19 protein-coding genes are annotated in these 16,811 nt (G+C 65.0%); 5 read left to right on the forward strand and 14 right to left on the reverse strand.

The features are described 5' to 3' along the window. Positions 1–105: 105 nt before the first annotated feature. Positions 106–918: a transglutaminase-like domain-containing protein gene (locus E4K65_RS32310; RefSeq protein ID WP_135177572.1), complete on the reverse strand. Its 813-nt coding sequence runs from the start codon at positions 916–918 to the stop codon at positions 106–108. Positions 919–932: 14 nt separating this feature from the next. Continuing rightward, a complete protein-coding gene (locus E4K65_RS32315; protein ID WP_135177573.1) occupies positions 933–1,844 on the reverse strand; it encodes a transglutaminase family protein in 912 nt (303 codons plus the stop codon). A gap of 90 nt (positions 1,845–1,934) precedes the next feature. Between E4K65_RS32315 and E4K65_RS32320 the strand changes: the two genes are divergently transcribed. Beyond that, positions 1,935–2,741, forward strand: a complete 807-nt coding sequence (locus tag E4K65_RS32320) for an N-formylglutamate amidohydrolase (RefSeq protein ID WP_135177574.1) — start codon at positions 1,935–1,937, stop codon at positions 2,739–2,741. Here E4K65_RS32320 and E4K65_RS32325 read toward each other — a convergent pair. The 4 genes from E4K65_RS32325 to E4K65_RS32345 all read right to left on the reverse strand — a co-directional run bounded on the left by E4K65_RS32325 (position 2,738) and on the right by E4K65_RS32345 (position 6,630). Next, positions 2,738–3,721 (reverse strand): DUF3592 domain-containing protein, encoded by a 984-nt coding sequence (locus tag E4K65_RS32325; RefSeq protein WP_135177575.1) that lies wholly within the window; start codon positions 3,719–3,721, stop codon positions 2,738–2,740. The two genes, E4K65_RS32320 and E4K65_RS32325, sit on opposite strands and share 4 nt — an antisense overlap. 80 nt (positions 3,722–3,801) lie before the next feature. Further along, on the reverse strand, positions 3,802–4,422 hold the full coding sequence (locus E4K65_RS32330; protein ID WP_209312106.1) for a LysE family translocator: 621 nt from the start codon (positions 4,420–4,422) through the stop codon (positions 3,802–3,804). Between the two features lie 226 nt (positions 4,423–4,648). Further along, on the reverse strand, positions 4,649–5,158 hold the full coding sequence (locus E4K65_RS32340) for a hypothetical protein (RefSeq protein WP_430649045.1): 510 nt from the start codon (positions 5,156–5,158) through the stop codon (positions 4,649–4,651). A 26-nt stretch (positions 5,159–5,184) separates the two neighbouring features. Next, on the reverse strand, positions 5,185–6,630 hold the full coding sequence (locus tag E4K65_RS32345) for an LVIVD repeat-containing protein (RefSeq protein ID WP_135177577.1): 1,446 nt from the start codon (positions 6,628–6,630) through the stop codon (positions 5,185–5,187). A gap of 116 nt (positions 6,631–6,746) precedes the next feature. Here E4K65_RS32345 and E4K65_RS32350 point away from each other — a divergent pair, with 116 nt between their 5' ends. From E4K65_RS32350 to E4K65_RS32360, 3 genes are read left to right on the forward strand one after another with little or no spacing between them, the layout of a single operon-like run. Continuing rightward, positions 6,747–7,061, forward strand: a complete 315-nt coding sequence (locus tag E4K65_RS32350; protein WP_092189981.1) for an ArsR/SmtB family transcription factor — start codon at positions 6,747–6,749, stop codon at positions 7,059–7,061. Then, positions 7,054–7,524 (forward strand): SRPBCC family protein, encoded by a 471-nt coding sequence (locus tag E4K65_RS32355; protein ID WP_135177578.1) that lies wholly within the window; start codon positions 7,054–7,056, stop codon positions 7,522–7,524. The genes E4K65_RS32350 and E4K65_RS32355 overlap by 8 nt, the downstream gene beginning before the upstream one ends. Further along, complete coding sequence (locus tag E4K65_RS32360; protein ID WP_135177579.1) at positions 7,521–8,033, forward strand: SRPBCC family protein; 513 nt, start codon at positions 7,521–7,523, stop codon at positions 8,031–8,033. Before E4K65_RS32355 ends, E4K65_RS32360 begins: the two co-directional genes overlap by 4 nt. A gap of 18 nt (positions 8,034–8,051) precedes the next feature. Here the strand turns inward: E4K65_RS32360 and E4K65_RS32365 are convergent, their stop codons facing one another. Together E4K65_RS32365 and E4K65_RS32370 are read right to left on the reverse strand one after the other, a co-directional pair. Continuing rightward, the gene (locus tag E4K65_RS32365; protein WP_135177580.1) at positions 8,052–8,231 is read right to left on the reverse strand and encodes a hypothetical protein; all 180 of its coding nucleotides are present in this window, start codon (positions 8,229–8,231) and stop codon (positions 8,052–8,054) included. Positions 8,232–8,534: 303 nt separating this feature from the next. Beyond that, positions 8,535–9,308: a DUF2189 domain-containing protein gene (locus E4K65_RS32370; RefSeq protein WP_167771320.1), complete on the reverse strand. Its 774-nt coding sequence runs from the start codon at positions 9,306–9,308 to the stop codon at positions 8,535–8,537. Between the two features lie 295 nt (positions 9,309–9,603). On the opposite strand from E4K65_RS32370, the gene E4K65_RS32375 reads away from it, so the two are divergent. Beyond that, on the forward strand, positions 9,604–11,835 hold the full coding sequence (locus E4K65_RS32375; protein ID WP_135177582.1) for an ATP-binding protein: 2,232 nt from the start codon (positions 9,604–9,606) through the stop codon (positions 11,833–11,835). Positions 11,836–11,837: 2 nt separating this feature from the next. Here the strand turns inward: E4K65_RS32375 and E4K65_RS32380 are convergent, their stop codons facing one another. The 6 genes from E4K65_RS32380 to E4K65_RS32405 all read right to left on the reverse strand — a co-directional run bounded on the left by E4K65_RS32380 (position 11,838) and on the right by E4K65_RS32405 (position 16,799). Further along, on the reverse strand, positions 11,838–12,281 hold the full coding sequence (locus tag E4K65_RS32380) for a hypothetical protein (protein ID WP_135177583.1): 444 nt from the start codon (positions 12,279–12,281) through the stop codon (positions 11,838–11,840). 2 nt (positions 12,282–12,283) lie between these two features. Further along, positions 12,284–12,637: a nuclear transport factor 2 family protein gene (locus E4K65_RS32385; RefSeq protein WP_235885807.1), complete on the reverse strand. Its 354-nt coding sequence runs from the start codon at positions 12,635–12,637 to the stop codon at positions 12,284–12,286. 139 nt (positions 12,638–12,776) lie between these two features. Then, positions 12,777–13,244: a MarR family transcriptional regulator gene (locus E4K65_RS32390; RefSeq protein WP_135177585.1), complete on the reverse strand. Its 468-nt coding sequence runs from the start codon at positions 13,242–13,244 to the stop codon at positions 12,777–12,779. A gap of 9 nt (positions 13,245–13,253) precedes the next feature. Continuing rightward, positions 13,254–14,864 carry an acyl-CoA synthetase gene (locus E4K65_RS32395; RefSeq protein ID WP_135177586.1) on the reverse strand — a complete coding sequence of 537 codons (1,611 nt, stop codon included), beginning with the start codon at positions 14,862–14,864 and terminating at the stop codon, positions 13,254–13,256. Between the two features lie 213 nt (positions 14,865–15,077). Next, on the reverse strand, positions 15,078–16,214 hold the full coding sequence (locus E4K65_RS32400) for an epoxide hydrolase family protein (RefSeq protein ID WP_135177587.1): 1,137 nt from the start codon (positions 16,212–16,214) through the stop codon (positions 15,078–15,080). A gap of 129 nt (positions 16,215–16,343) precedes the next feature. Continuing rightward, positions 16,344–16,799, reverse strand: coding sequence for a GatB/YqeY domain-containing protein (locus E4K65_RS32405; RefSeq protein WP_135177588.1), 456 nt, complete (start codon positions 16,797–16,799; stop codon positions 16,344–16,346). Positions 16,800–16,811 lie beyond the last annotated feature (12 nt).

Here is a 16,811-nt window from a genome sequence, read left to right on the forward strand (position 1 = left end):
CGACGAAGCAATCCAGACTGTCACTGCGGAAAAGATTCTGGATTGCTTCGCTGCGCTCGCAATGACGAACCTGGAGCAACAGAATCACCCACCTTCACCATCTCATCACCTCACCCCACCCTCATCGCTCACCACCTCGAACTTCTTCAATTCCATCCGTCCAAAGCTCGTCGAGAGCGCGACATCGGCGGCGTCGCGGCCTGTCGCCATCAGGATGCGGCCGATGCGGGGGACGTTATGGCGGGCGTCGAAGGTGAACCATTTGCCGGAGAGCCAGACCTGAAACCAGCCGGAAAAATCCATCGGCGCCGGATCCGGCGGAATGCCGATGTCGCCCATATAACCGGTGCAGTAGCGCGCCGGGATGCCCATGCAGCGGCAGAGCGCGACGGCCAGATGCGCGAAGTCGCGGCAGACGCCGGTCTTCTGCTCGTAGACGTCGTGCGCCGACTTCATGTGATGGGCGTGCTCGTAGCCGAAGGTGACGTGCTGGTGCACGAATTCGGTGATGGCAGCGACGCGATCCCAACCAGGGTTCGTCTTGGCGAACAGCGACCAGGCGATGTCGGTGAGCTTATCGGTCTCGCAATAGCGGCTCGGCATCAAGTAGAGCATCAGCTCGTTCGGCAGTTGCTCGATCGGGATCTGCCGCGCGTCCGGCATCACCTCGTCGGGCAGGCCGGTGTCGCGCACCAGCGCGCGGCCCTTCAGCGTCACGCCGCCGGCGGGCGCGACGAGGCGGCCGCACACATTGCCAAAACTGTCGTGATAGAAGCGGATCGGAACGTCGGGCTCCGCAACCACCGTCTCCGTGCCGATGATGTCGGCCTGCCGCGAGGGGTGGATGTTGAGCATGATCACCATCGGTGTCGGCTGTGCTGCCGCGTAGGCGATCTCGAAGCCGACCCTGATGTCCATCTATAAGACCTCCGCTATAAGACCTCTGCCTCCAGCTCCTGGTCGTTGTCCTGGTCGTCCGAAACCACCTTGATGTTCACGTCCATGGCGTCGAAGGCGTCCCCGGAGCCGATATAGACGCCGTGCAGCGGGATCGCCTGGCGCGGATCGCGGGCAACCGCGACCCGGATCAGGTCACGGGTGCCGACGATGCCGTTGGTCGGATCGAACTCGATCCAGCCCGCGCTCGGCAAATAGACCTGCACCCAGGCGTGGGTCGAGCCGCCGCCGACGTGCCGCTGCTCGATATCCTCCGGCACGAAGATGTAGCCGGAGACGAACCGCGCGGCGATGCCGAGCTGGCGCAGCGCCTCGATCATGAACAGCGCATAGTCCCGACAAGTTCCCGTGCCCGACTGCAAACTATCGAGCGGATGCTGCGTGCCCAACTCGTGGCGCTTGCGGTATTTGAACCGCTTGCGGATGCCGTGCGTCATGCCGCTCAGGATCTTGAAGGTCGGCGTCGGCGCGTCCTCGTCGAGGAAGCCGCGCGCCCACTCCGCGATCTCGCCGTCGGGATCGGTGTATTGCGGCGTGATGTACTGGACGAGATCGGGGAACTCCTCGTCGTCATAGACGAAGGGATAGAAATAGGCCGGATCGTCCGGCGTCAGCGCGAACTCCTCCACCGGATTGTGCTCAACGGTGACATGCCAGTCGAAGATCAGCGTGTCCGCGCGCTCGTCGAAATTGGCGATCGCGACCGAATTGCCGAACACGTCGTGGATCCAGTGCAGCGACATCGGCTCCGGCGAGATTTCGAGCCTGGAATCGAGCACGCGCAGATCGTGCCCGTCGCGCGGACGGAGCATGATCCGGTGTTCGCCGAACGCCACGGGGCGATTATAGCGATATTCGGTCTTGTGATGAATCGTGAGCAGCGGCATCGTGAGGCGATCATGGTGACTTTGGGCGGATCAATCTATAGCGATTGTGCCCGATTCTTGGGGTGACTGCATTTTCCATAGGCAATCAGGATGGCTTTAGACACAGCCGACGCGGCCGATCAACTGCTCGGCGAGGGCGACATTCCGCCAGTGCATGAGGTGAATGCGGCAGGGGCATCGCCCTTCCTGCTCACCTCGGATCATTACGGGCGGGTGCTGCCGCGCGCGCTCGGCGATCTCGGCGTCGCCGAGAACGAGCTGACGCGGCACATCGCCTGGGACATCGGCATTGCCGGCGTCGCCGACCGGCTGGCAGAAATGCTCGACACCCACCTGATCGCGCAGCGTTATTCGCGGCTCGTGATCGACTGCAACCGCCCGCCGGGCGCCGTGAGCTCGATTCCCGTGATGTCCGAGGCAACGGCAATCCCGGGCAATGAGGCAATCTCCGCGGGCGAGCGCGCGGCAAGGCGGCGCGAGATTTTCGAGCCCTACCATCATCGCATCGATGCCACGATCGGCCGCCGCCTGCACGACAAGCGGCCGACCGTGCTGGTGTCGCTGCACAGCTTCACGCCGGTCTATGCCGGTGTCGAGCGACCCTGGCATATCGGCGCACTCTACAACCGCGACACCGTGCTGCCGCAGCTCCTGCTGAAACATCTCCACGCCGAGAGCGATCTCGTCGTCGGCGACAACGAGCCCTATGCCGTCAACGACCTCACCGACTACACCATCCCCGTGCATGGCGAAGCCCGCGGCCTCGTCAACACCGGCATCGAGATCCGCCAGGATCTGATCGCGGACCAGTCCGGCCAGCGGCAATGGGCCGAGCGGTTGGCAAGGATCTTTGCGGAGATCGAGATGGAGCTGCGGGCGGAGAGGTTGGTCGATTAGCCGCCACGCGTCGCCACGAACACCGCCAGCGCGGCAAAGATCGCGGCGATGCCCCACAGCACGTAGGCGATGCGGCCGTCGCCGCGCGCGTCGAGCGTGGCCTCGGCCGGGTTGTCGGGGTTGACGCGAACCTCGACGGTCGCGCCGTCCTGATAGCGCGACATCAGCTTTCGCAACATCTCGTCGGAAGCCGACGGCGTTCCTGCCGCGACGCGCGCGCATTCATTGGTGTAGCTGACGTTCTGGTAGAGGTAGGTGTAGGTCACGCGCTTGCCGAACATCTCTGTGCCGCGGCGCTCGCCCGGCTCGCTGGCCTGGTGATATTCCTCCATTCCCGACAGCTTGATCGTGCCCGGCACGGTCGGCCACCGCGTCGCCATCGAGGCCTGCCGCTGCACGGCCCACGCCATCAGCGCGATGACGAGGCCGAACGCGCCGAAGGCAACGACCAGGCCCGCGAGATCGGGCCGCGCGACGTGATGGGCGAGATATTGGTAACTCTGGTTGAGACCGAACGCCGAGCCGAACACGATGGCGAGCACGATCACCGTGCCGATGCCGAGACAGCCCCACAGGCCCTTGGGCAGATCGCGCTCCAGCACGGCCTGATCGGGATGGCGCGGATTGTAGTAGACGGTGACGATGCTGCCGGCGGGATATTTCGCGAGCTTCTCGGCGACCTGGAAATTGCCGAGGTCTTCGCCGATCGAGATGCGGTTGTTGCGCAGCTTGCGGCCGCCGACCGAATATTCGTAGGTCACGTTGGCGAAGTTGCGATTCTCCGTCCGATAGCCGTCCTCGCGCTCGTCGTCGGACACCCTGACCTCGCGCACCTCGGCAACCGATGTGACCACCTTGCCGGGGGCCTGCGGCCAGCTCCGCGCCTCGCGCGCCTGCCAGGTCTTCACAACAGCGGCAATCAGGATCAGCGCGAGCGGCGCAAGCAGCATCGCGTAAACGAGCGGGGGCAGATCAGGCACGGCAAAATCCTTCGTCAGCGGCAATGCCCGATTGGACGCATTGCCGCCGCGAAGGGTTCAAACCAAACCCCGTCAGGAGGTTATTTCGCTCGCGTCAGCGCCAGCCAGATACCGCCGCCGATCATGAAGCCGCCGGAGATACGCGACATCATTCGCGTGCGGCGGGCCGAGAAGAATTTTCGGGCGCGCCCGGCTGCAATCGCATAGAGCGCGTCCGTCATCGCCGCGGTGACCATGAAAGTTGCGCCCAGCAGCGCGACTTGCGGGAAGTGGTCGCGGTTCATGTCCATGAACTGCGGGATGAAGGCGCCGAAGAACACCAGCACCTTCGGGTTCGACAGCAGCACCAGGAAACCTTGCAGGAAGAAGCCGCCGCGCGGCGGCGGAGGCGGCTGGTCGACATTGACGCCCTCGACCGGTGCCCAGATCAGCTTGATGCCGAGCCAGACCAGATAGGCGGCGCCGGCAAAGCGCACCCAGTCGAACCAGTAGCCCATGGTCGCCATCAGCGAGGTCAGGCCGACCGCAACAATGCCGATGACGATGGCAAGGCCGGCCTGCGCGCCAAGGACATTGGTGAGCGCCGCACGCGTGCCGTGGCGCAGGCCGTTGGCGATGACGAGGGTGACGATCGGACCCGGCAGCAGCGCCAGCGCAATGCAGGCGGCGACGAAGGCGAGATAGGCTTGCATGGACATCATGGGAGGAACTCGCTGAGGGCGGCGGTTGGGGACATTAATGCATGGCGGAGGCGGGAACGGAAGACTGATGAGCGCGGTGTGCCCGCCCAACCACCGGTGTCATACCCCGCGGATGCGGGGTATCCAGTACGCCGCGGCTTCTCCGTATCCCACCAGCGCCTCGGAATACTGGATCACCCGCTTTCGCGGGTGATGACAGCGGAGAACGTGGCGCGGTTCGCCCCCCTCACCGCCCATCCAGCGCGGCGGCGATCCATTCCTTCATCTCCTGTGTTTCCAGGAACACGAGCGCCGCGCGCTGCACGGCGTTCGCCTCGCCCGCGCCTTGCGCCACCGCGACGAGCAGGTCGCAGCGGCGCGACAACGCGAGGCCGGCGGCGGCATGGCGCGCACCGTCGGGCATGTCGAAATCATAATGCCTGATGCGGCCCCGCATGGCGGCGATGCTCACGGCCTCGCCCGCCGCGACGGGCGTGAAGCGCGGACTGATCAGGTCGATATCGGTGACGCGGTCGACCTCGTCGTCATCGGCAACGCCGGTATCGCAATTGCAGAAGCCGCGCTTGGCGCGGACGTAGAGCTCGGCACCGTCGCAGCCGCCCGCGGTACAACGGAACGCGCGGCCGGCGGGCCAGCCGTCGCGGGGAAACGGCCAGCTCATCTCCTGCCATTGCCCGGCGTGTTCCGTCGCATGGGTACGCACGCCGGACAGCGCACCGAGAGCGATCATGGCCATCAGCATCCTCACCCCGCGCCGCATCGTCAGTTCTTCGGCAGGCCGGCGACGGCGCGCGCGGGACCGGTCAGCTCGAGGATATGCAGGCCCGTATTGGCGCGGTCGACGATGTAGATGTAGCCGCGATCGTCCGTCTCCACGTTGTTGGTCTGGATCGCGACCTTGCAGCGCTCGCCGCCCTCGATCGGGATACAGCGCTTGTCGGTCGCGCTCGTGATCGACGGAATGAAATAGCCGACCTCCTTCGGGTGATAGGGGTCGCGGATGTCGAGCGCGCGCACGCCGGCATTGAAGAAGGCGATGAAGGCCAGCTTCTTGTAGTAGACCGGCGCCATGCTCTCGTTCGAGGAATGCGAGCCGAAGCGGCCGCCGCGCTGGCAGAACTGTCCGCTCGCCTCCGGAACGGTGTAGCTCGAGATCATCATCGGCCGCGTCTCGGTGGTGACGTCGGCGAACCACACCATCTGCCGCGCCTCGCCGCATTCGTTGAGGATCGCCTCGTCCACGATCATCACGATGTCGCGGGTCCTGCCGTCCTTGTCCTCGGCAAATTCCGCAACGGGCATGTCGAGCATCGGGAACGTCGTGTGCGCGCCGTTGAAGGCGGACATCGGCATCCGCGCAATCTCGGGATAGCGCAGATTGTCCGGCGTCGGCTCCTTCGGCCCGTTCAACAGCTTGTCGCGATCGACGATCTGGAGGATACCGCCCTTGTTGGTGCCGTACCCGAAAAAGACGCGATTGCCGTCGGGCCCGGTCGAGATCGGCCCGTGCAGTTCGGTCGGCACCGCGCCGGTGGCGCCGGGCTCCTGGCCCGGCAGGCCGAAGTCACGGATCTTCTGCGGATGCGCGGGATCGGAGAGATCATAGACCTGCGTCATGCGCCGCGTGCGCCAGTCCGGCGCGCCCGAGACGAGAAAGGCGATACCGGTGTCGCATTCCCACCAGCTCTTGTGCGTGTCCTTCAAGCCGCCAATGCGCGCGATCAGCACGGGGCTGGCGGGATCGGTGACGTTCCAGATCTCGTGCGCCTCGCTGCCGAAGGTGCGCAGCATGTAGACCGCATTCGGATCGCCCTTCGGCAACGACTTGCCGTCGCAGACCCGCACCATCTGCGCGCCGCCGGATTCGTATTTGCCGTCCTGCCCCGGCAGGTGACGCAGATATTTGGGATGCGCGGGATCGGTGACGTCGACGATCGAGGTTCCGTTCGGCTCCGCCTTCCCCGTCATCGGATTGACGGGAGCGGGCACGTCGTCGGTGCCGCCATGATGGCCGATATAGGCGATCCAGCGATCGCCCTGATGATGGATGGTCGGCTGATACGCGCTGCGCGCCTGGAGGTCGTTGGTCCCGACCTGCTTCATGTTGGAGGCTTCCGGCGGCGCGCCGACAGTCTGCTTCTGCGCATGTACCGTGCTGCCGCAAGCGAAAAGGACGAGGCTTGCAGCAGTCAAGACGCAACGGAACATGAATGTCCTCCCGGAACCAATCTGCGTTGGCTGAACGTCGAGGCTAGCACAGCCGTTTGCGGGCGCCAAAGACACCATCTTGACATGCAACCATTTGGTTGCCTATGATCGTGATCATGGATGAGGTCTTCAAAGCGCTCGCCGACGCGTCACGACGATCGCTGCTCGACAGGCTTCACGCCAGGAACGGCCAGACGCTGAACGAACTCTGCGAAGGCCTTTCGATGACGCGGCAGGCCGTGACCAAGCACCTTGTGATTCTGGAAGAGGCCAACCTGGTGACAACCATCAGGCATGGCCGCGAGAAGCTGCATTACCTCAATCCGGTGCCGATCCATCAGATCGGCGAGCGCTGGATCAGGAAATTCGAGCGCGGCAAGCTCGCTGCGCTCGGCGAGTTGAAACGCCAGTTGGAGAAGCGCGATGAGTAAGCCGCAATTCGTCTATGTGAGCTATATCGAGACCTCGCCGGAAAAGCTGTTGGAGGCGCTGACGTCGAGCGAGTTCACCAGGCAATACTGGTTCGGCGCCGAGATCCGTTCCGACTGGAACGTCGGCTCGCCCTTCGCGCTCCTGCTGGACGGCGAAATCACCGATTCCGGCGAGATTCTCGAGGCCGATCCGCCGCGGCGCCTGTCCTACAGCTTCAAGCACCAGAAATACGAGGAGCTCCGCGGCGAGCCGATCTCGCGCGTCGTCTTCACCATCGAACCGTTCGGCTCGCTCGTGCGTTTGACCGTGCTGCATGACGGCTTCGTCGAGGGCGGCAAATATCTCGGCGCCGTCTCCAATGGCTGGCCGGCGATCCTGTCCGGGCTCAAGAGCCTGCTGGAGAGAGGCAAGGTGCTCGCCATCCCCCGCGCAGCCCTCAACAAGGGATTCGACGCAAAATGAACCTCGATCAATTCAAGCCGCTCACCGTCTACACCATCTACATCGCCTCCACACCGGAGAAGGTGTGGGAGGCGCTGACCTCGGCCGAGTTCAGTCGGCAGTATTTCTTCGGCAATGCCGTGGAGGTCGAGCCGCGGCTCTGCGGTGCCTTCGTCGTGCGCACGCCCGACGGCGCCCTGCACATCAGCGGCGAGGTCCTCGCTTACGATCCGCCGCGAAAGCTCTCGGTCACCTTCAACGTCAACTGGCCCGATCTGATCGAGAAGCTCGGCCCAACCCTCGTCACCTACGAGATCGAAGAGGTCGGCGACGCAGTCCGTCTCACCATGAGCGAAGGCCATGACCGGCCGCTCAGCGACGACATCCTCTCCGGCGGACGGCAGGGCTGGCCCGCGATCCTCTCCGGCCTCAAGAGCGTGCTCGAGACCGGCAAGCCGCTGGTAGTGAAGATGGGCCCGCCGCAGCGGATGCTGGATGCGCTGAAGGCGTTGGGGATCAAGACGCCGTAGCGGTCGGAATCGGCGCCCTCATCGCTTCTTCTTCGCCGGCGGCGGATGAATCTCGTCGATCTTGCGACGGCATTCCCCTTCCGAATCGTGCGGGCCCGAGACAAAGGTCCCACTGACCTTGATCGCGTACCAGCCCGACTCCACGCCGAGCCGGAGTGCTTCGTCTGTCTTGACGTGTCGTGGGGAGAGAATTTGCATCAGGTGCTTTCGGTTGGCGCTCGATCTCATATCGAACCGCGATCGCCGTTACGACGGCGTGATGAGTCGGCTCCGCCGGTGCGAGGAATGCGCCCTTTCACGTCGCGCGCATAGTCACGGCGCCGCGTGTGCGCAGGGACGACCGGACTTTCCGACATTGGCACGCACCGTGCGCGCAATCCCTGCAATTAGCTATCGTTTTCTCGCCCGCGCCGCGCCTTTGAAGGGCCAAATGCCGTTCTCGACCGAATAAGGCCGCCGAAGCCTCGTTTTCGACCGCTTGGAGTGCGTCGGGCTCCCCTCTCACGGCACCGGTGCCACCAGACGCCGATAGAGATGCCATGTCGCATGGCCGAGCACCGGCAGCGTCACGATCAGCCCGAGGAAGTAGGGCAGCGCCGAGACGATCAGCAGCATCACGATCACGGCCGCCCAGCCGATCATCGGCAGCGGGCTGGTCACGACAGCACGCACGCTCGTCACCATGGCCGTGACGAAATCGACCTCGCGGTCGAGCAGCAACGGAAACGACACCACGGTGAGCGAGAACAGGATCAGCGACAGCACGGCGCCGACCGCGTTGCCGATGGCGAGGAACAGCAGACCCTCATTGGTCGTCAGCACCACCGTCATGAACTCCTGAAGGCTCGAGAACGAGGCGTGCAGGCCGAGCAGCAGCGCGATCAGGAGCCGCACCTGGTACATCCAGATCACGAACATGAACAGCGTGACGAACGCCATCCAGCCGATCTCACTGCGCGAGCGTATCGCCGACCAGATCGCGCCGAAGGAGACGGGCTCGCCGCGCTCGCGGCGGCGGCTGACCTCGTAGAGACCGATCGCGACGAACGGTCCGATCAGCGCGAAACCGGCGGCCAGGGGATAGACCAGATAGACCATGCCGAAGGCGGTGAGGCAGAGCATGATCGCGATGCCGCCGGCGGCATAGAGCGCGCCGAAGCAAAGCCCGTAGAGCGGCAGCGCCTGGAAATCGCGGAGCCCCTCGACCAGCGCCTCGGCAATGTCGGTCGCCATAATGGGACGCACCACCGGATCGACCTTGCCCGAGATGGACATCGGCTTCCTCCTCATCTGTCGGTGCGATCTTCGTCGCACGCGGATCGACCGCGATATTAGCGCCGTCGGGCGCCGCGCGCACGCGCAAGTTGGTTCCGGATGACGGTATCCTGGGAGCCCGGCATAGCCTCGCCGGCGAACCCTGTCGGGGGCTCACCCGTGCTGCGCGCGACTTCAGAATCTTTCCCCCATCGCAGGCTTTTGGGCACGATGCCTATGGACGGAACGGACGGTGGTGCCGCAAATTGCATCTTCGAACCAGCACACGCGATGACCAGAGCGGACCACCCGACCGATGAGCTTGCGTACCCGGCTACTGATACTCGTCATCGCGGCCATGCTGGTGCCGGCAGGCCTCGTCGGGCTGCGTTTCATGCAGAATCGAAGCAGCGACATCAACGCGGCGCTGGCCAATCTGGCTGCGACGGCCGGCGAGATTGCCAGCGATCTGGACGAGAAGATTCAGGGCACCGCCCAGCTTCACTATGGTCTCGCCCGTGCGCGCGATCTCGACACGCGCGACAAGGCGGCGTGCTCGGCGTTTCTGTCGGAAGTGCGCGAGGAATACCCACAGTTCACGGGGATATTGACCATCGATCCGGACGGCAGCCTGTTCTGCGACTCGCTGCGGACCAACCGCACCCTCGACCTCCGGGATCGCGCCTATTTCAAGCAGGCCCTGGTCTCGCGCGGCGTCGTGATCGAGCCCGTCTTCGGCCGGTTGACCGGACTGTCGGTGCTCCAGATCGCATATCCGGTGCGATCGGAAGCGGGCGCGCTGAAGCTGATCCTGCTCGCTTCGTTCAACCTGCGCAAATTCGCGGAGTTTCACCACAAGCGGCTGCTCGCTGAGAAGGACATCCTGCTCGTCGACGCCAAGGGCACGGTTCTGGTCGCCCCCTCCGGCGGAGGCTGGACCGAGCCCGTCGGCGGGTCGATCGCAGGATCCGAACTATTCCGCTTCGCGGCGACGCCCGACCGGGAGTCCTTTCATGAGGTCACCGATCGCGAGGGCCGCGCCCATGTCTGGAGCGTCGCCGCCCGCTCACCGTCGACCCGGGATGCCGGTCTCTACATCCTGGTCGGACGGTCCAAGGACGGGCTGGTCGCGGCAGCGAACCGCCGGCTCTACGAGGACATGGCGATCCTGGCCGTGGCCTCGCTGCTGCTGCTGGCAGCGGTCTGGATCCTCGCGACCGTGAGCGTCGGGCGCCAGGTCGGACGGCTCGCCGCGATGGCGAAGAAGCTCGGGCGCGGCGACCTCGGCGCGCGCATTCCACCGCCCCATCCGGGCGGCGAGCTCGGCGGACTGATGAGCCTGCTCAACGACACCGCCGAGTCGCTCCAGCAGCAACGCGCCGCCATCGCGGACCTCAACCAGAAGCTCAGCCAGTCCCAGAAGATGGAGGCCATGGGCCAGCTCACCGGCGGCGTGGCGCACGATTTCAACAATCTGCTGACCGTCATTCTCGGCAATGCGGAGCATCTTGCCGACAGTCTGGTGGGAAACAAGGAATTGCACCGGATCGCCGGCGACATCGCGACCGCCGCCGAGCGCGGCTCCGACCTGACGCAGAGCCTGCTCGCCTTCGCGCGCAAGCAGCCCTTGAGGCCGCGAGAGATCGACATCGCTAGCAAGGTTCGCGACATGGAGCCGTTGCTGCGCCGGACCCTGGGCGGGCACATCGAGTGCGCTTTCGCACTCGAGGCGAACGCGTGGTTGACCAGCGTCGATCCCGGCCAACTGACGACTGCGCTGCTCAACCTCGTGCTCAACGCGCGCGACGCCTTGCCTGACGGCGGCAAGCTGACGGTCGAGGTGCGCAACGCTTCGCTCGGAGAAACCGACGTCGACGTCAACGGCGAGCCGCGCCCCGGCGACTACGTCATGGTCGCGGTGACGGACACCGGCAGCGGCATGACCGCCGAGGTGGCGAGCCGCGCGTTCGAGCCGTTCTTCACCACCAAGGAGGTTGGCAAGGGAACCGGGCTTGGCCTCAGCATGGTCTACGGATTTGCGCGGCAGTCCGGCGGCCTGGTGCAGATGCAGTCCGAACCGGGACACGGCAGTGTCGTCAGGCTGTTCTTTCCCCGCCTCGCAACGCCGCCGACCGAGGATCCATCACCGCGGGAGCGGATCGCCGCACCCGACGGCAGCGAGACCATTCTCTTCGTCGAGGACGACGACATGGTGCGGGCCTATGTCGTGAACGAGCTGAAGACGCTCGGCTACCGCGTCATCGAGGCGCCGAACGGTCCCGCGGCGCTCGACCTGTTGCGCCAGCCGGGGGACATCCACCTGCTGTTCACCGACGTCGTGATGCCCGGCGGCATGTTCGGGCCGGAACTTGCCAGACAGGCTGCCCAGCTGCGGCCCGGGCTCAAGGTGCTCTTCACCTCCGGCTACACCCAAAATCCCGTCAAGGCGCCCGACGGGCTCGGCGATGCCCGCATTCTGACAAAACCGTTCCGGCGGCACGACCTCGCCGCGATGCTGCGGTCCGCGCTGTCGGCGCCGCCGCGATGACGTCAGGACGACGACGCGAGCTGAACCGCGACACCAAGATTGGCCGCGAACAGGGCCGCGTCGATGACGAAGATCCTGAGCATCGGGCCCTTCAACACCGGCCAGTAGGCGACCCCGACGCGCCCGCCGCGCATCAGGACCGGCAGGTTATAGGCGAACTGGCTGAAGTGGCAGCCGGCAAAGAACAGGAACAGCGCAAGCTGCGCTTCGACCGGCTGGAAGAAGAACGGACGCGCCACCAGAAGATAGAACGACAAGAGCCCGATCGGCAGATTGATCCCGCCCAGGAACGCCACGCTGGCCGCCAAGGTCGGCGCGATCGGGTTGCCGCGCTCTTCCCGCGGCAGCAATATCTTCAGCGTGTTGCGCTGGGCGACGCTGAACTGGATGAATGCGCCGACGAACCAGAGCGCATTGAGAAGCAGAACGATATCCGAAAGGCGCATGTCTATTTTCCGTAAAAGGCTTCGCTGCGCACCACGCGGCCGGCAGCGTCGAAATCCATGAACTCGCTGGCGCGCGTGTCGCCGAGCTGCCACCACACCGTCAGTCGCGCGATCGTGTCGTCCCAGCTCCAGTTCAGGATCTTCAGGTCGGCGCTTTCGATGTGGCCATAGGCTTTCCGCCAGTAGGCGCGGATGTTCTCCGCCCCGGTGACGACGGGGGAACCGGTCAGCGTCAATGCCAGAGGACTGCGCATCTGCGCGTTGTCGGCAAAATGCGCGACGACCGCGTCGATATCGACCCTGCACCAGTTCGCGCACCATGCCGCGACGAAGCGTTCGGCGGCTGCGCGATCCATCTTTGCACTCGTGTCTTGAGCGCTCATCTCTTGAGCGCTCATGGCTTCCGTCCGCCCATGACGCGGCCCTCCCCTGGCTCGTTGCCGAGAAAGTGGCAAAGCTCGCCCGTCATGTCAACTACGTTGACTTGAGACGCCGTCAATTGTTGTCGGCGATCGCCCCCATGACGGCCATCCACGCCGCCGCCCCCGGCGCCCCGGCGCGATCGAACGCCGCGCGCAGGACCTTGCGCTCGTGGTCCGATGCCCTTTGCTCGATACGTTTCCCGGCGTCCGTCAGGCGCAGCAGCTTGGAGCGATGCTGCTCGGGCGAACGCTTCGACGTCAGGAGCTTGCGCTCCAGCAGCAGGTTGAGCGGCCGGTTCAACGCCTGCTTGGAAATGCCGAGGATCTCGATCAGCGCGCCGATCGCGATGTCGGGCCGGCGCGCCACCACGTAGAGGATGCGATGGTGGGGGCGCGACAGGCCCTGCTTTGCAAGATAGTCGTCGGCCTCCAGCGTCATCCCGCGCCAGCCGTAGTACATGAGCTCCAGCGCCGCATCCAGATCGTGCAGCTTCGCAAGTGAGGCGCGGTGAAGCCCCGCGGCTTGAGACGTCTTTGCCATTGTAAGAATCTAACCCTTCGCCCGCAGTTCGCGCCGCAGCACCTTGCCGGTCGCCGTCATCGGCAGCGTCTCGGCGAATTCCACAAAGCGCGGATATTCGTGCGCGGCGAGCTGCACCTTCACGAACTCCTGGATCTCGCGCGCGAGCGCGTCGCTGCCGGCAAAACCCGGACGCAGCACGATCCAGGCCTTGATCGACTCGGTGCGGATCGGATCGGGAATGCCGACCACCGCGGCCATCGCCACCGACGGATGCTTCATCAGCGTGTGCTCGATCTCGGACGGGCCGACGCGATAGCCGGCGGTGGTGATGACGTCGTCCTCGCGGCTGACATACCAGAAATAGCCGTCCTCATCCTGCACGCCGAGATCGCCGGTGAGCAGGAATTCGCCGGCATATTTCTTCGCGGTCGCCTCCGGATTGCACCAGTATTCGAGCATGGTGACGGGGCACGGCTGGCGCACGCCGATGATGCCGCGCTGCCCCGTGGGCAGCTCCTCGCCCTTGTCGTTGACGATACGGACGTCGAAGCCCGGCGTCGCCTTGCCCATCGCCCCGGGCCGGATCGGAAACAGGTTGGAGTTGCTGCCGATCACGAGATTGCACTCGGTCTGGCCGAACACTTCATGCGCGTCGATGCCGAAGGTCTCGCGCACCCAGCCGAGCAGCTCGCCGCCGAGCGATTCACCGCCGGTGAAAATGCTGCGCAGCTTGACGCCGGAATGTTTCACGCCGGCCTGCCGCATCAGCTTCAGCGCGGTCGGCGGCAGGAAGACGTTGCGAACGGAAAGATCGGCCATCATCTGCATCGCCGCCTGCGGCTCGAATTTTCGCGCGCGATGGCCGACGAGCGGGATGCCGTGGTACCAGAATGCGAGCAGGCCGTTGACGAGGCCGCCGATCCAGGCCCAGTCCGCCGGCGTCCACATCAGATCGCCGGGGCGCGGCAGGAAGTTGTGGCACATCTCGACGTTCGGCAGATGACCGAGCACGACGCGATGCGCATGCAGCGCGCCCTTCGGATTGCCCGTCGTGCCCGAGGTGTAGATGATCAGCGCGGGATCGTCGGCCGAGGTGTCGACGGTCGCAAAGTCCTCGGACGCGGTTTCGATCGCCGACCAGAACGGTTTTGCGCCGGCGTGGACGGCGCTGCTCGTGACATAGATGTCCTGCAAATAGGGCAGCCGATCGCGGACCTTCGTGAGCTTCTCCCAGCCCGCCTCATCAGTGATGATCGCCTTCGCTTGCGAATTCGACAGGCGGAATTCCAGCGCGTCCTCGCCGAACAGCGCGAACAGCGGGATCGAGATCAGCCCGGAGCGGAACGCCGCCATATGTGCGATCGGCAGCTCCAGCGATTGCGACAGGAACACCGCGACGCGGTCGCCGCGCGTGAGCCCATCCGCCTTCAGCACGTTGGCGAAGCGGCGCGACATGTCCGCGACCTCGTCGAAGGAGGTGCGCGTGGTGGCGCCGTTCTCGTCGACATAGATCAGCGCAAGGCGGCCGGTGCCGTCGGCATGGCGATCGCAGCACGCCTCCGCCATGTTGAAGCGCGCCGGAACGTCCCAGCGGAAGTTGCGATAGAGCTCGTCGTAGGATTTGGCTTCGGTGAGCATGGCTCGACGTTTCCTGACGGCGTCGTCATGGCCGGGCTTGTTCCGGCCATCCACGCACTTGCTTCTTGAGCCTAGTCTAAGCTCGTGGATGCCCGGGACAAGCCCGGGCATGACGTCTCCATTCGATGTCATTCCGGGGCGCCCAAAGGGCGAACCCGGAATCTCGAGATTCCGGGTTCGCCCTTTGCGCGCCCCGGAATGACCGTGAGAGAGTTACCGCACGGTCGCGAAGAACTTCCTGACGTCGCGCACGAACAGCTCCGGCTGCTCGAAAGCGGCGAAATGGCCGCCCTTCTCCATCTCGCTCCAATGCGTGATGTTGTGAAAATTGGGCTCCATCCAGCGCCGCACCGGCGTGATGATCTCCTTCGGGAACACGGCGACACCGGTCGGCACGCCGACCCTGGGCGTCGTGCGGCGCTTGCCAAAGCTTTCCCAATAGAGCCGCGCGGACGAGGTCGCCGTCTCCGTCGCCCAATACAGCATGACGTTGTCGAGCAGTTCGTCCCTGGTGAAGATGTTCTCGGGATGGCCGTTGCAATCGGTCCAGGCCCAGAACTTTTCCAGGATCCAGGCCGCCTGCCCGCTCGGCGAATCCGTCAAGCCGTAGCCGAGCGTCTGCGGCCGCGTCGATTGCTGCCTGGAATAACCGGAGTCGAGATCGACATAATGCTTGAGGCCGGCGAGTGCGCGCTTCTCCTCCGGCGTCGGCTCACCCTCGACCTTCGGCGCCGCGTTGAAGGCGAGCGTGATGTGGATGCCGGCGCAATGCCCGGCGTCCTGCGCACCGAGCGAGGTCGTCACCGCCGAGCCCCAGTCGCCGCCTTGCGCGCCGTAGCGCGCGTAGCCGAGCCGGTCCATCAGCTTGGCCCAGGTCGCGGCGATGCGGTCGACGCCCCAGCCGGTGGTCTTCGGCTTGGCGGAGAAGCCGAAGCCCGGCAGCGAAGGGCAGATCACGTGGAACGCATCCGCGGGATTGCCGCCATGTGCGGCGGGATCGACCAGCGGCGCGATCACCTTCTGGAATTCCACGATCGAGCCGGGCCAGCCATGGGTGATGATCAGCGGCAGCGCGGCCGGCTGCTGCGAACGCACATGCAGGAAGTGGATATCGAGCCCGTCGATCTCGGTCGTGTATTGATCGAAGCGGTTGAGCTTGGCTTCGCGGGCGCGCCAGTCGTAGCCATCAGCCCAATAGGTGCAGATCTCGCGGATCCATTTCAGCGGCGCGCCCTGGCTCCAGTCGTCGACGAGTTCAGGCTCCGGCCAGCGCGTGCGGGCGAGGCGCGATTTGAGATCGGTGAGGATGTCGTCGCTAATGGCGATGCGGAACGGTTTGACGGCGCTCATCGGCGGCCTCCCCATCTTTTCTCGTCATTCCAGGGCGTGCGAAGCACGAGCCCGGAATCCATTTCGCAACAGAGCTGGCGGCCTGATGGATTCCGGGCTCGACGCTTCGCGTCGCCCCGGAATGACAGCTCAACCAGACAGCGCGGCCTTCACCAATCCGCTCGCCTTGCCGAAATCCATCTGGCCGGCGTACTTCGCCCGCAGGATCGCGATCACCTTGCCCATGTCCTTCATGCCGGCGGCGCCGGTTTCGGCGATCGCGTCCGCGATCGCCTTCTTCACCTCGTCCTCGGACATCTGCTTCGGCAGGTAGGCCGAGATCACCGCGATCTCCTCGCGCTCCTGCTGGGCGAGCTCGGCGCGGCCGCCCTTGTCGTAGAGCTCGACTGATTCCTGGCGCTGCTTGATCATCTTCTGCAGCACGGCGAGCAGGTCGGCGTCCGACAGCGGCGGCTTGCCGTTGCCTCGGGCCTCGATGTCGGCGTTCTTGAAGGTCGAGTTGACCATGCGCAGCGTGGACAGCTTGCGCTCGTCCTTGGCCTTCATGGCCTCCTTGACCGCATTGTTGATGTCATCGCGCAGCATGATCGCCTCGTT

This window comes from Bradyrhizobium niftali (genome assembly GCF_004571025.1).
Lineage (GTDB): Bacteria > Pseudomonadota > Alphaproteobacteria > Rhizobiales > Xanthobacteraceae > Bradyrhizobium > Bradyrhizobium niftali.

What these genes read in the sequence shown, in the direction of transcription:
- E4K65_RS32330 (WP_209312106.1), bottom strand. Translation starts at nt 4,422, where the DNA reads ATGATGTCCATGCAAGCCTATCTCGCCTTCGTCGCCGCCTGCATTGCG.
- E4K65_RS32375 (WP_135177582.1), top strand. Translation starts at nt 9,604, where the DNA reads ATGAGCTTGCGTACCCGGCTACTGATACTCGTCATCGCGGCCATGCTG.
- E4K65_RS32350 (WP_092189981.1), top strand. Translation starts at nt 6,747, where the DNA reads ATGGATGAGGTCTTCAAAGCGCTCGCCGACGCGTCACGACGATCGCTG.
- E4K65_RS32320 (WP_135177574.1), top strand. Translation starts at nt 1,935, where the DNA reads ATGGCTTTAGACACAGCCGACGCGGCCGATCAACTGCTCGGCGAGGGC.
- E4K65_RS32345 (WP_135177577.1), bottom strand. Translation starts at nt 6,630, where the DNA reads ATGTTCCGTTGCGTCTTGACTGCTGCAAGCCTCGTCCTTTTCGCTTGC.
- E4K65_RS32365 (WP_135177580.1), bottom strand. Translation starts at nt 8,231, where the DNA reads ATGCAAATTCTCTCCCCACGACACGTCAAGACAGACGAAGCACTCCGG.
- E4K65_RS32400 (WP_135177587.1), bottom strand. Translation starts at nt 16,214, where the DNA reads ATGAGCGCCGTCAAACCGTTCCGCATCGCCATTAGCGACGACATCCTC.
- E4K65_RS32310 (WP_135177572.1), bottom strand. Translation starts at nt 918, where the DNA reads ATGGACATCAGGGTCGGCTTCGAGATCGCCTACGCGGCAGCACAGCCG.
- E4K65_RS32380 (WP_135177583.1), bottom strand. Translation starts at nt 12,281, where the DNA reads ATGCGCCTTTCGGATATCGTTCTGCTTCTCAATGCGCTCTGGTTCGTC.
- E4K65_RS32395 (WP_135177586.1), bottom strand. Translation starts at nt 14,864, where the DNA reads ATGCTCACCGAAGCCAAATCCTACGACGAGCTCTATCGCAACTTCCGC.
- E4K65_RS32390 (WP_135177585.1), bottom strand. Translation starts at nt 13,244, where the DNA reads ATGGCAAAGACGTCTCAAGCCGCGGGGCTTCACCGCGCCTCACTTGCG.
- E4K65_RS32370 (WP_167771320.1), bottom strand. Translation starts at nt 9,308, where the DNA reads ATGTCCATCTCGGGCAAGGTCGATCCGGTGGTGCGTCCCATTATGGCG.
- E4K65_RS32340 (WP_430649045.1), bottom strand. Translation starts at nt 5,158, where the DNA reads ATGGCCATGATCGCTCTCGGTGCGCTGTCCGGCGTGCGTACCCATGCG.
- E4K65_RS32405 (WP_135177588.1), bottom strand. Translation starts at nt 16,799, where the DNA reads ATGCTGCGCGATGACATCAACAATGCGGTCAAGGAGGCCATGAAGGCC.
- E4K65_RS32360 (WP_135177579.1), top strand. Translation starts at nt 7,521, where the DNA reads ATGAACCTCGATCAATTCAAGCCGCTCACCGTCTACACCATCTACATC.
- E4K65_RS32315 (WP_135177573.1), bottom strand. Translation starts at nt 1,844, where the DNA reads ATGCCGCTGCTCACGATTCATCACAAGACCGAATATCGCTATAATCGC.
- E4K65_RS32355 (WP_135177578.1), top strand. Translation starts at nt 7,054, where the DNA reads ATGAGTAAGCCGCAATTCGTCTATGTGAGCTATATCGAGACCTCGCCG.
- E4K65_RS32385 (WP_235885807.1), bottom strand. Translation starts at nt 12,637, where the DNA reads ATGGATCGCGCAGCCGCCGAACGCTTCGTCGCGGCATGGTGCGCGAAC.